8 protein-coding genes are annotated in these 13154 nt (G+C 74.6%); 4 read left to right on the top strand and 4 right to left on the bottom strand.

Annotation, left to right across the window (positions count from 1 at the left end):
* Positions 1-132 precede the first annotated feature (132 nt).
* A complete protein-coding gene (locus ABD126_RS28830; protein WP_343937118.1) occupies positions 133-4344 on the bottom strand; it encodes a S8 family serine peptidase in 4212 nt (1403 codons plus the stop codon).
* Positions 4345-4911: 567 nt separating this feature from the next.
* On the opposite strand from ABD126_RS28830, the gene ABD126_RS28825 reads away from it, so the two are divergent.
* The 4 genes from ABD126_RS28825 to ABD126_RS28810 all read left to right on the top strand — a co-directional run bounded on the left by ABD126_RS28825 (position 4912) and on the right by ABD126_RS28810 (position 10629).
* On the top strand, positions 4912-5406 hold the full coding sequence (locus tag ABD126_RS28825) for a lamin tail domain-containing protein (RefSeq protein WP_343937117.1): 495 nt from the start codon (positions 4912-4914) through the stop codon (positions 5404-5406).
* A gap of 119 nt (positions 5407-5525) precedes the next feature.
* A complete protein-coding gene (locus tag ABD126_RS28820) occupies positions 5526-5876 on the top strand; it encodes a helix-turn-helix domain-containing protein (protein WP_343937116.1) in 351 nt (116 codons plus the stop codon).
* 98 nt (positions 5877-5974) lie between these two features.
* Positions 5975-6631, top strand: coding sequence for a lamin tail domain-containing protein (locus tag ABD126_RS28815; protein ID WP_343937115.1), 657 nt, complete (start codon positions 5975-5977; stop codon positions 6629-6631).
* Between the two features lie 200 nt (positions 6632-6831).
* Complete coding sequence (locus tag ABD126_RS28810; protein ID WP_343937114.1) at positions 6832-10629, top strand: S8 family serine peptidase; 3798 nt, start codon at positions 6832-6834, stop codon at positions 10627-10629.
* Between the two features lie 50 nt (positions 10630-10679).
* Here ABD126_RS28810 and ABD126_RS28805 read toward each other — a convergent pair whose 3' ends face one another.
* Genes ABD126_RS28805 through ABD126_RS28795 form a run of 3 tightly spaced genes read right to left on the bottom strand, consistent with a single transcriptional unit; the run spans position 10680 to position 13127 of the window.
* The gene (locus tag ABD126_RS28805) at positions 10680-11660 is read right to left on the bottom strand and encodes a helix-turn-helix domain-containing protein (protein WP_343937113.1); all 981 of its coding nucleotides are present in this window, start codon (positions 11658-11660) and stop codon (positions 10680-10682) included.
* The gene (locus tag ABD126_RS28800) at positions 11653-12366 is read right to left on the bottom strand and encodes an ANTAR domain-containing protein (RefSeq protein ID WP_343937112.1); all 714 of its coding nucleotides are present in this window, start codon (positions 12364-12366) and stop codon (positions 11653-11655) included. The genes ABD126_RS28805 and ABD126_RS28800 overlap by 8 nt, the downstream gene beginning before the upstream one ends.
* 5 nt (positions 12367-12371) lie before the next feature.
* Positions 12372-13127 (bottom strand): ANTAR domain-containing protein, encoded by a 756-nt coding sequence (locus ABD126_RS28795; protein ID WP_343937111.1) that lies wholly within the window; start codon positions 13125-13127, stop codon positions 12372-12374.
* Between the last annotated feature and the right edge of the window lie 27 nt (positions 13128-13154).

Raw genomic sequence — 13154 nt, 5'->3', positions numbered from 1 at the left:
GGCTAATCGCGCCCGACCAACCCCGCCCAACCCAACCGCGCCGGATCCGGCCAACCCGGTAGGGCCGGCCGGATCTGGCCAGACGGGGCCGGCCGGGCGGTCGCGCGCGGTGGCGTGACCGCCCGGCGTGGTTCAGCCCGTCAGGTCCGGCCGGTGGGTCACCCGGATCGCGTTGACGATCGGGGCGCCGCGCCGGTCGACCAGGCGGAGGTTGAGCTGTCCGTCGGTGACCTCGACGTGCACCGTCCGGTCCATCGCGGTCAGCCTGCCGACCGCCCCGACCACGTCCACCGCCGGCAGCAGCAGGCGGTCTTCCGCGATCACGTCGAACAGGCGGCTGTTGGGCCGGGTCCGGCCCAGTTCGGCGAACTTCAGCTCCACCGCGTACACGCCGTTCGGGACACCGTCGAACCGGTACTCGTACGCTCCCTCGCGCAGGTTGCGGTAGAGCCGCTGCTCGTCGGTGCCGGCGATCGGGCGGGTCGTGCTCACCACGCGCGACCGCCCGTCGTCCAGGAAGCCGTGCCCGCCCGGCGCGTAGGCGCGGTCCAGCGCCCAGGTGTCGCCGGCGGCGTCCACGTGTGGCGTGCCGCCGCTGTTGAGGGCGACCTGGTGCGCCGGGACGACGACCTTGATCGGGATGGCCACCGTGCGCGTCCGGCCGGTGGTGCTGACCACGATCGCGGTGGCCCCGTACACGCCCGGCGCCAGGCCCGTGGCGTCCACCCGCACGTCGAACCGCGCCGACCCGCCGGGGCTCAGCGCACCGGTCTCCGGGCTGATCCGCAGCCACGGCGCGTCGGTGAAGTCCGGCACGCCGCCGTCGAGCTGGTAGACCGTCGTCGGGCTGCCCTGCGAGACGACCCAGAGCCGGCCCGCGTCGTCGGTCTCCAGGCCCGCGCCCGTCCACGGCGCGTTGTCCGGCGCGCCGAGGGTCTTGAGCACCTGGCAGGTGTCGGGGTTGAGGGCGTAGATGGTGTCCGAGGAGCTGTTGGTCGCCGCCCACAGCACCCCGAACGCCGAGTTCCAGCCCAGGCCGGAGATGTTCGGGTCGGCCGCGACGCACCGCCCGACCACCGCGCCCCGGTCGGGGTGCGACAGGCCCTTGACGCGGTAGACCACGCCCTCCCACCCGGCCACGTAGAACGTGTCGTCGTCGGGCCGGTGGGCCAGGGCCCGCTTGTCACCGCCGTTCCACGGGTGCGGGCCGGTGATCCGGTCGACGACCTCGCCGGTGTCGGGGTTCCAGCAGTGGATGCCGTTGTCCCCGCCGATGTTGTTCTGGCACATCAGGCCCTGCGAGGGCACGTAGGCCATGTCGCCCACCCAGTAACCCGCCCACGGCGCGGCGTGGAGCTTGTCCAGGACGCCGTCGTCGGTGTAGTGGGCGTTGCGCGCGCCGCCCTGGTCGGAGATCCACGGGCCGTCGCGGTAGCCCACGCCCCACCCGGCCTGCACGCCCGTCGCCGTCCACGACCGCAGCACGGGGGCGGGCGGCGCGGTCGCGGCGACCTCGCTGCCGGGCAGGCCCCGGGTGGTGCGGGCGTCGGTGGTGTCGGGCAGCTCGCGCGGGGCCGCCCGCGTGGTGGTCGACGCGCCCGCCTCCTTGACCTGCCAGGACAGCTCGGCCGTGCCGGTGTTGGCCAGCGTGACGGTGCGGGTGCGGCTCTGCCCCGGCGGGACGACGATCTCCAGCGCCGCCGGGCGCGCCTCCAGCCTGCCGGTGCGCAAGGTGGCGTCGCGAACGGTGATGGCGTGTTCCGCCTCGACCCGCGCGGTCGCCTCCTCGGCGCCGTAGTCGCGGGCGGCGAACCGCAGCCGGACGTCGCCGACCCGGGCCCGCACCTGGTAGACGCCGTCCTGGTCGGTGGTGACGACCTGGTCCTCGGCCCCGTCCCGCACGGCGGTCACCGTGGCGCCCGCGACCGGCTTGCCGTCGTTGGCGTCGGTGACCGTGCCGCGGACGTAACCGGTGCCCGGCACGCGGAACACGACGGCGGTCGCGTCGCCGAGCACCGGCCGGTCCGCCGAGTACTGCAGGGCGTCGGTGCCGGCCTCGTTCTCCACGCCCACCGTCGCCGACGCGCCGCGTTCGACCGGGTCGTCGTCGATGCCCTGGTACTGCACGACGATCGGGCCGTTCTCGTGGAGCACGACCTCGAAGCCGACCCGCAGGTGCGGCGTGCCGGGGAAGGTGACGTTGCGCCACTCGACCACGAACGCGCGGTCCGGGGCGGTGCCGACCACCTCCGAGCGCACGGACGCCGCGGCGTCCACGACCAGGTCGTCCCAGAAGGCGTAGACGGCCGTGTTCGGCTCGTCGCCGTGGGGGATCGGCGTGTTGAGCGGCCGGCCGGCCGCCGACGGGGTGAAGTTGAGGTAGCCGTTCACGTTGACCTGCGCGGTGCGGTAGGACTGCCCGTACAGGTTGACCGGGAACGGCAGCGCCACCTGCGTGGCGCCCTCCCAGCCGGACAGGGGCAGCACCGTGCCCGCGCTCACCCACTTCGACGCGGTGGGCGAGCAGACGTGCCCGTGGGCGTCGGACTTGGCGGGCAGGGCGAAGTCGACGGTCGTGTCACCCTCGACCTCCACGTGCGCCCGCGCCGGGAGGAGGCAGTCCCCGCCCTCGGCGACGGCGTCGTAGTGGCCCTGCGGAACGTCCGCGACCACGTAGGAGCCGGTCTTGTCGGCGACCGCGGTGGGCAGCGGGGTGCCCGGGAAGGACACGCGCGCGCCGGGCAGCGGTGTCCCCGCCTCGTCCCGCACGTGCCCGGACACGGTGTGCCGGGGCGCGACCGCGAGGTCCGCGTCGTGCGCGGTCGACTCGTTCTCCCGCACCTCCACGTCGGCGGTGTGGTCGAGGTGGCCGAACTTGCCGATGGTCAGCCGGTAGCGGCCCACCGGCAGGCGCAGCTGGTACCCGCCGACGCTGTCGGTGGCGACCGTGCGGCCCACCGGTCCCTCGACGCGGACCCGCGCCCCGACGAGGGGTTGGCCGCCGGAGTGGACGACGCCGGTCAGCGTGCCGACCGGTCCCTTCGGGGCCCGGCTGACGACCTCGAACGCGTCGAGCCGGCCGTGTCCCCACACGTTGTTGTGCTCGCCCACGCCCCCGCAGCCGACGTCGTCGACCGGGCGCGCCGCCGCGTCCAGCAGTTCCCGGGTGGCGGCCACGTCGCCCACCAGGGCGTGCGACACCGACCACGCCAGCGCGACCGTCGCCGTGACGTGCGGCGTGGCCATCGACGTGCCGTCGTAGTAGGCGTAGCCGCCGCCCGGCACGCTGGACCGCACGTTCACGCCGGGCGCGACGACGTCCGGCTTGACGACCCCGAACGCGCTGGGTCCGCGCGAGGAGAACGACGCGATCGCGCCGCCCGCGTCGTGCGCGCCGACCGCGTAGCTCTCCGGGTAGTCGCCGGGCGACTGCGCCGAACCGCAGGCCGAGCCGATGTTCCCGGCGGCGAACACCGGGAAGATCCCGGCGGCCACCCACGTGCGCACCACCTCGCGGAAGAGGGGGTCGCCCGGGGGCCCGGCCCAGGAGTTGTTGACCACGTGCGGCGCGAGGTCGGGTCGCGGGTTGGCGCCGTCGAAGTCGGTGGGGGCGAGCATCCACTGCCCGGCGGCCAGCAGCGCCGTCGTCGAGCAGCCCGTCGTCTCGCAGCCCTTGGCCGCGATCCACGTCGCGCCGGGCGCGACGCCGACCTGGTTGCCGGCGCCGTCGTCGCCCAGGATGGTGCCCAGCACGTGGGTGCCGTGCCCGATGTTGTCGCACGGGACCACCGACGGCGAGCCGCAGACGCGGGACGGGTCGAACCAGCTGTAGGCGTGGTCGAGCGTCCCGGGCCGTTCCGCGCCGCGGTACCGGCGCGCGATCGCGGGGTGGTCGAACTGGGCGCCGGTGTCGATGGTCCCGACCACGACGCCCTCGCCGCGATCGCCGAAGGTGTTCCACACCTCGGGCGCGCGGACCTGCTCGACGTTCCACTCGACGCCCTGCACGCCGCCCGCGGGCTCCTTGCGCACCGGGTCGACCAGCGCCAACTCGCGGTCGGGGAGGATGCTCACCACCTCGTCGCGCGCGGCGATGTCGGCCACCAGCGCCCGGTCGCCGGTCACCTTGACGGCGTTGGCGATCCAGAACGGGGTGGCGCGGACGCCGCGCTCCCCCAACTCCCGGAGCAGGTCGGCCTGGGTGCGCTGCGCGTCGGCGCGCACGGCCTCGTACACGAAGCGGACGCGGTCCCCGTGCCCGCCGATGTCGCGCGCGGCGGCCAGGTCCGCTCGCGACCGCAGCAGCACGAAGAAGTCCGCCGGCCGGTCGGTCGTCGCAGCCACGACGTCCGGGTGAACCTTGTGGTCACCCGGGTTTTCTCCCGGGTCCGCGGCGGTGGCCGCGGGCGCGTTGACGAGCGCAGCGGCGGCACAGGCTGCTGCCAGCCAGACCGCAAATCTGCGCTTTCGGATTCTGGAACGCATGTCCAGAGACTCCTTCCGTGACCTGACAACCATTTGCCGCAGACCGACCGCGCGGGTGAACGCACACCTCCGGCAGGGACATGGATTCCGGCCGGGGGTTCACGCGAAGTCGATCTGGTAATTCATGGAACCGTCGCCGCCAAGCGCGCGGACAGGGCCTAAAGTCCCCGCGCCGGCAGGGCCGTTCACATTTCCGACGGTGGCCGGTATTTCACAGCGGACGGCTTGTGACGAACGTCGACTGGTGAAAAGAGAAGAACCGGATGCGCCGGTCGGCCCACTACCGACGGGCGAACCGCCCGATTTTCGGCCCGAAGCTCACCGGCCCGGCGCGACGAGGACCTTGGCCCCGTGCACGCTCACGCGGAGTTCACAAGAATGTGTCAGGTGATTACGGTCAGTCGCCACATCGCTGTGTTCTCACTGATGTGCGCGACGGTCACGGGTCCCGGTGTCCCGCCCGTCCGCGTGCACTCGCTGTCCACCGCCGGCCAGGCCGGCTTCGTCGACCTGCACAACCCGTCGCAGGCCCCGGTCGACCTGGCCGGCTGGTCGGTCGAGTCGTGTTCGGGCCCGGCGCGCGACCTGCTGGTGGAACTGCCGGCCGGCACCGTGCTGCCGCCGCGCGGCCACCTCAGGATCGCGGGCCTGGACCGCGCCCACGACGGGTTGCCGCGGGTCACCGTGGCCGAGGTGGCGGGCGAGGGCGTCGCGCTGCTCGACCAGCGGGGTGCGCTGGTCGACCGCGTCGCCACCGCACCCGGTTCGCCCTGTCGGGAACGCGATGCCGCCCGCTCGTGCGCCGGCACCGCCACGGCCCCGTCCCGTGACGACAACAGCACGGACACCGATGACAACCGCGCCGACTTCACCTGCGCCTCGCACCCGGAGGACACCGGTGGCACCGCGAGGTCGGGCTGAACCGTCGAAGGCGGGCCCACTCGCCGCCGGGCCCCCGCCCGCACCGCGCCGCCCCGCCGCCGGGCGGGCGCGGTGCGGGCCGTTCGACGCCGCGCCGGACAAGGAAAGGTTTTCTTCTCGTGCTTGACGACGATCGGAAGTCGAGACCCGAACCGATCACCACCATGTTGCCGAAACTGCGCCAGGGCCGCGGACTGACCCAGTACGACCTCGCCACGCGCCTGCACGCCGCCTCCGGCAACGGCAGCGTCACCCGTGAGGAGGTGTCCCGGTGGGAACGGGGCAAGCGCATCCCCGGTCCTTACTGGCGGACCTGGCTCAGCCGCGTCCTGGAGGTGCCCACGCAGGAGTTGGAGCGGGCGGCGGCATCCGCCCGGCGACTGCGCCAGGAACGCACGCGCGCGGTCGGCGGAAATCCCCTCAACCGATTTGGCCCCTTTTCCGGCGGTGGGTGCCGAGGCCAGGATTGAGGCCAGGGGGAACGAGGTCCGGACGAACCCCCGGGAATCGGGAACACGGTTTCGGACCACACCCGAGAAATGCGCCAACAATCTCTGGAAGGAATGTCATGCGTCGATTTTCGACCGGTGCCGCCGCGTTCGCGGTCCTCGCGGCAGCGGTGACCACCGGCTTCGCCCAGGCAGCGCCGGAGCAGGGCGACGAGGTCCTGCCGATGGTCTCTTCGTCCCTGGTGGTCAACGAGGTCGCGACCCGCGGCCCGCAGGGCAACCTGGACGAGTTCGTCGAGATCCGCAACCTCAGCTCCCAGTCGTTCGAACTCGCCGGCCAGTTCGAGGTCCGGATCTACGCGCCGGACGGCGCGCTGCTGGAGACCGTGGACTTCCCCGCGGGCACGCAGCTGGAGCCCCGCGGCCAGGCGGGCGACATCCTGGTGCTGGTCCACGAGAACTTCGCGGGCACCATCCCGCCGAACGTGACGCAGGTGCCGCTGCCGGAGGAGCTCGACATCCCCGACCTCGGCGGCGTCGCGATCTACACCGTGCCGCAGGGCAACCAGCAGGGCCAGAAGATCGACGGCGTGGCCTTCTCCAACAGCGTCCCGACCACCAGGGCGCGCGAGGGCCAGGCGGCGCGGCCGATGATCAACCTCAACCTCGACCCGCTGCTGCGCGTGGCGTCGGCCCGGGACGTCCTGAGCACCGACACCGACAACAACCGGGTCGACTTCGACCTGCACACCGCCACCCCGGGAACCCTGAACTGAGCACCCGGGTGACCAGCACATCCGGTTCGCCCTCACCGTAGACCCCGGGACCGGATGCCGAGGGCCCCGACCGCCGCACGCGGTCGGGGTTCGTGGCGTGGCGGCAAGTCGCCGGCGGCGACTTGCCGCCCGCCGCACCGGTTCCGTGAACGCCGCGCGCCACCTCATCCTCGGGTTCCCTGCATCCGAGGAGGCCGCACATGAGAAGTCGTCGCCGCTACGGGGCCGCCGTGGCACTGTTGGTCGCCACGTCGCTGACCGGAGGTGCTCCGCCGGGCGCAGCCGCACCGGCCACGTCCGACGGCGGTCCAGCCGTCGGGTCTACCGCGCCGGTGGAGCGCATCACGCTGATCACCGGTGACGTCGTGACCTACCAGGGCGACCCGTCCTCCGCGCGGGTCGAGCCGGCGGCCCGCGAGGACGGCTCCCAGCCGGCGTTCTTCACCACCACGACCGGCGAGGGCGTGTTCGTGCAGCCCTCGGACGCGCTCCCGCTGATCGAGGCGGGCACGCTCGACGCCGACCTGTTCAACGTCACCGCGCTGGCGGCCGACGGCCGCACCGACCGGGAGACCGGCACCATCCCGGTGATCGCCGAACCCGACGGCGGCCCGCTGGACCTGACCGTCCACACGCGACTGTCGGACGCGGTGGGCGCGCGGGTGGACAAGGCGCGGGCCCCGCACGTCTGGCAGTCGCTGAAGACCGGTGACCTGGGCGTGGCCAAGGTGTCGCTGGACCGCAAGGTCAAGGCGCTGCTGGACCGCACCACGGTGCAGGTCGGCGCGCCGGCGGCGTGGGCCCTCGGGCTCGACGGCAGCGGCGTGAAGGTCGCCGTGGTGGACACCGGCGTCGACGCCGAGCACCCCGACCTCGTGGGCCGGGTCGCCGCCGCCGCGGACTTCACCGCTGACGGCGACGGCGTCGACCGGCACGGCCACGGCACGCACGTCGCGTCGACCGTCGCCGGGACGGGAGCCGCCTCCGGCGGGAAGTACCGGGGCGTGGCCCCCGGCGCGACCCTGTTGTCGGCCAAGGTGTTCGACAGTTCCGGCGCGGGCGACGAGTCGCAGGTGATGGCCGGCATCGAGTGGGCCGTCGAGCAGGGCGCCGACGTGGTCAACCTCAGCCTGGGCGCGGGCGTCACCGACGGCGCGGACCCGATGAGCGAGCTGGTGGACTCCCTGTCGGAGAAGACGGGCACGCTGTTCGTGGTCGCGGCGGGCAACGCCGGGTCGGGCAACCGGACCATCAGCACGCCGGGCGCGGCGGCGCGGGCCCTCACCGTGGGCGCGGTGGACCGCGACGACAAGCTCGCCTGGTTCAGCAGCCGCGGCCCGCGGTTGCGCGACGCCCTGGTCAAGCCGGAGATCGTGGCGCCCGGCGTGGACGTCGTCGCCGCCCGCGCCACCGGCACCTCGATGGGCTCCCCGGTGGACGAGCGCTACACGGCCAGTTCCGGCACCTCGATGGCCACCCCGCACGTGGCGGGCGCGGCGGCGCTGCTCGCCCAGCAGCACCCGGACTGGACCGGACAGGCCATCAAGGACGCCCTCGCCTCCACCGCGAAGGACGTCGGGTACAAGTGGTTCGAGCAGGGCGCGGGCCGGCTGGACGTGGCGCGCGCGGTGACCCAGCGCGCGACCGGTCCGGCGTCGGCGAGCTTCGGCCGGGTCGAGGGCACCGAGCCGGTGCACCGCCCGCTGACGCTGCGCAACGCGGGCGACGCCGCCGTGCGGGCCGACCTGGCCCTGGCCGTGCAGTCGTGGGACGGCGGCAGGCCCGACCCGGACAGCATGCGGCTGGCCGCGGGCGCGGTGACCCTGCCGCCCGGTTCGACCGCCGACGCCGCCGTGGCCGTGGACCCCGACGAGGGCCCGTTCGGCGTGTACGGCGGGACGGTCGTCGCCACCACCCCCGACGGCGGCACCATCCGGACGCCGGTGAGCACCTACCACCCCGCGCCGCTGGTCGCGGTGACGGTCCGGGTGCTCGACTCGGCCGGTGCGCCCGCCAAGCGCGCCACCGTCAGCCTCGTGGACGACACGCTCGGGGCCGGCGGCGGCAACGACCCGTTCGTGGACCAGAACGTGCAGAAGGTCGGCATCGTCAACGGCGAGGGCCGCTTGACGGTGCGCCGGGGCACCTACTCGGCGCTGGGCTGGACCTCCGAGGTCGGGTTGACCGCCCGGCGCTGGTACGGGCTCAGCGCCGCCGAGGTCGCCGTCGACGGGCCCACCACCATCACGCTGGACTCCCGCGCCACGGTCCCGGTGTCGCTGGGCACCACCACGCGCACCGAGCAGCGGGACCGGACCGTCGCGCTGCGGCGCGTGGTCTCGCCCGAGGACTACCGGCCGGGCAGCATCACCGAGGTCGGGGTCAGCGCGGGCGGGGCGGACTGGGAGACCCGGGTCACCCCGGCGCCGGCCACCCGGGTCGGCGCGATCTCGTTGCAGGACTACGCGATCCGCTCGGACACGGCGGTGGACCTCACCGCCGGCGGGCTCCGGTTCAGCCCGGCCTACGACATCGGGTCGGTGACCGCGGCGTGGCCGGGCGAGCACCGCCTCGCCGTCGTCCCGCACGACGGCGCCGACGTCAGGGGCAAGGCCGTGCTGCTGCGGGTGCCCGCGCCGACCGGCGCCGGCGACCCGGTGACGGCGGTGAACACGGTGGTGGCCAACGCGGCGCGCGGCGCGGCGCAGGCCGGGGCGGCGGCGCTGGTGGCCTACGTGGACGTGCCCGGCGCGATCCCGATCGCCCCGCTGCGCAACCAGCCGCTGCCGGTGTTCTCCCTGGACCGGCGCGAGGGCGAGGCGCTGCGCACCGGCCCGAGGGAGGTCCTCTTCACGGTGCGGGCCGCGCCGACGGCGATGTTCAACCTCGACGTCGTGGACCGCAACGGCGTGCCCGCCGACCACGCCCGGCGGTTCGGGCCGGCGGACCTGGTCGCCACCAAGACCACCTACCACGCCGACCGGCCCGGTGTGACCGGGTTCAAGAGCTGGTACGCCTTCCCGGACAAGCTGTGGAAGACCCAGTTCATCCAGGGCACGCCCATCCCGCTGCCGGGGACGTGGACGGAGTACACCGGGCCGGCGGACGACCGGACGCTGTGGAAGCGGACCACGAACGTCTCGGCGGGCACCGCGGCGACGCTGTCGATGAACCAGTTCACCGTCCACCGGGCCGGCCGGACCACGATGCCCGACGAGCACTGGTTCCGCGCCCCGGTGCGCTCCGCGGCCGTGGAACTGCCCGCGAGCCACCCGGCCCTGGCGCCGTGGGCGGCGGGCCGGTGGCGGGTGCCGTGCTCGCACTGCCGGGAGGGCGACCTGTTCACCCCGGCCCTGGAGTGGGTCGACGGCGAGCACTACGTCAGCCCGCAGGAGAACTCGCGGTACTTCACCACCACGACCGCCCGGCTGTTCCGGGGCGCGGAGGAGATCGCCCCGGTGCAGGACCCCTACGCCCGGTTCCCCCGCTTCCGGATGGCCCCGGAGAGCGCGAAGTACCGGCTGGAAGTGACCGACGTGATGGCCGGCGCGGGCAAGCCCGGGGCGCCCAGCACGCTGCTGTTCGGGCACGCCCAGCGGGTGAGCACGACGTGGCAGTTCACCTCGGCGCGGTCGGAGTCCCCGCCGCCCGCGGGCTTCGGGTGCGCGGACGGCGACCGGTGCTCGTTCCAGCCGCTGGTCCAGATCGACTACCGGCTGCCGCTGGACGCCGGCAACGCGCTGACCGGGGACGCGTTCGAGATCGCGGCGGCCTCGCACACCGGGGCGCGGGGCGCGGGACCCGTGCTGTGGGCGCGCGTCGCCTACTCGCTCGACGGGACCACCTGGACCGACCTGCCGGTCAAGGCGGTGGACACGGGTCGGTGGTCGGTGACCGCGCCGAAGGTGTCCGGTGACGTGTGGCTGCGCACCGAGGCCCGCGACACCCGCGGCAACACCGTGGTGCAGACCGTGGAACGGGCCTACCGCTCCCGGTGACGCACCCCGGGTCCGGCCGCGCGTCCCCCCGCGGCCGGACCCAACCGGTGTCACGGCGGTGCGGTGTCCTCGGGGAAGGGCATGCGCACCCACCCCTTGGCCGCGGCGCGCAGACCCGCCTGGAAGCGGGTCTGCGCGCCGAGCGCGTCCATCAGGTCGCGCAACCGCCGCTGGAAGGTGCGGTAGCTCAGCCCCAACTGCTTGGCGATGGTCCGGTCGGGCATGCCGGTGGTCAGCAACCCGAGCAGGCGCGCGTCCTGTGTGGACAGCGAGGTGTGGTTGTGCAGCCGCAGCGGCAGCGCCTGCTGCCACAGCACCTCGAACAACGCGCCCAGCGCGTCGAGCAGGGTGCACGGGCGGACCACCAGCGCGGTGCGCAGCTCGGGTTCCCCGGAGTCCAGCGGGATCAGGCCGGCGTGGCCGTCGACCAGGATCATCTTCAGCGGCGCCTCCCCCACCACCCGGGCCTGCTCACCCAGCGCCAGCCCGGGTTCGAGGTCCTCGTCCAGCGCGTGCAGCTCCAGCGCGGCCCGGTCGTAGACACCGCGGAAGCGCACGCCCCGGTCGAGCAGCTCCCGCTCGGCCGGGTGCAGCACCGACGGCGGCTCGGCGTAGGGCGGCTTGTCCACGAACCGGACCTCGTGCCGCGCCGACCGCATCAGCTGCTCGGCCCGCTGGGAGATGGCGTCCGCGCCGCGGACCACCTCCAGCAGCTCGGCCGGGTCGGTGCCGCGCACCGCGCGCCGGTAGCGCTCCTCGAACTCCGCCTGCAGCGCCCGCATCCGCTCCAGCCGCCGCTCCTCGCGCACCACCAGGCCGCCGAAGCCGATCTCCGGCCGGACCGGGCCGAACACCACCGGCCGGCCGCCGGAGCGGGTGGCCAGGTCCAGCGCCACGAGCCGGGCCAGCGCCACCCGCACGAGGCCCGCGCCGACGCCGGTCCGGTCGGCCAGCTCCGCGGCCGTGCCCGGCCGGTCCAGCAGCGCCCGGTAGACCTCGACGTCCAGCGGGTCCAGGTCGTGGTCAGCCATCCCGGCGACGCACCAGGTCCGCGATGGCAGGCGGGCCGTCGAGCACCGCGCGCGCCACCTCGACCACCGGCACCCGGTGGTGCCGGGACCACGCGCGCAGCTCGGCGAACGCCTCGACCACGCCGATGCCCCGGCGCTGCGCGAGAACCCCTTTGGCCTGCTCGACGACGACGCGGTCGCGCGCGACGGTCCGCACCTGCTCGCCGACGCGGTCGGGGTCGGTCACCGGGCGGACGTGCGGGATGCCGATGCTCGCCATGTCGGCGAAGTGCTGCGTCAGCGACGCGGCCTCCGCGGCGAGCGGCCCCGCGCGGCCGAACACGCCGACCACGCCGACGGTCCACTCGCGCAGCCGCATCGGGGCCGCCTGGGCGGAGGTGAAGCCGGCCTCGCCCGCGAGCGCGGCGAACCGCGACCCGGGGGTGGCGGTGGCCGAACTCCACGCGGCGGGCTCGCCGGTGCGGAAGCACGTCAGCGCCGGTCCGTCGCGGGCGTCGAGCAGGTCGTGCAGGGCCCAGCGCTCCTGGTTGACCGCCTGCACGGCCAGACCGCCTGCGCCGTCGGCGAGCAGGACGCCCACCGCGTCGGCGTCCAGCACCCCCGCGCAGTGCTCGCTGACCGCCCGGAGGAACTCGACCACGTCGGCGCCGGCCGCCAGGACGTCCGCGAGCTCCACCAGGCTGCGCATCATCCGCTGTTCCCGCACCCCGCTCACCCCTGTTCCGACTCGGACTGCGCATCGGGTTCCCGGCCCGACTCCGGTGCGAACGCCACGCGGTGCGCCACCACGTCCGCCGCGACGTCGACCAGCCGCCGGCCGGTGCGGTAGGCGTGCGCGCGCAGCCGCACGAACGCCGTGGCGAGGTCGCAGCCGAGCTGCACCGACACCACGCCGGTCGCCTGGTGGACGGCGGCCCAGCGGACCTCCAGCCCGTCGCCGAACGGGTCGTGCCCGGGCGCGCCGCGCAGCATGACCAGCATCGCCGCGTCGGCCAGCAGGAGACCGTCGGCCAACCGCCCGCGGTCCGGCGCCGCCGGCCGGGCGTGGTCGGCCTCCAGCCCGCCCACCACCACCGCGCCCATGACGACGGGCAGGGCCGTGACGGCGCGGATCCCCTCGGCCGAGGCGAACGGCGCGTACACCGGCCACCAGGCGCGCCACTGGCGGGCGTCGAGGTCGGCCGCCAGCACCGGGCGCTCGTCGGCCATGGCCTCCAGCGCAGGCCCCTCGCCGAAGGTGATCTGCGCTTCGCTCAGGCGGTCGGCGAGGGGGCCGGTGACGGCGACGGGCTCGCTCGTCCCGTCGCCCGCGGTCTGGTAGACCGCGACGCCTTCGGCGTCCAGCGCGGTCCGGGCGACCAGGCACACGTGGCGCAGGGCGACCACGGTGCCGTCCCGCTCGGCGAGCGCGCGGATGCGGTCCCACAGGCTGTTCCTGCGCTCGTCGGCGTCGTGGTTGTCCGGCATGGCCGTCCCATCGTGTCAGGCGGTCGC

The sequence above is a fragment of the Saccharothrix mutabilis subsp. mutabilis genome (assembly GCF_039521145.1).
Taxonomy (GTDB): domain Bacteria; phylum Actinomycetota; class Actinomycetes; order Mycobacteriales; family Pseudonocardiaceae; genus Actinosynnema; species Actinosynnema mutabilis.
This window is presented reverse-complemented; position numbering and strand designations above follow the sequence as displayed.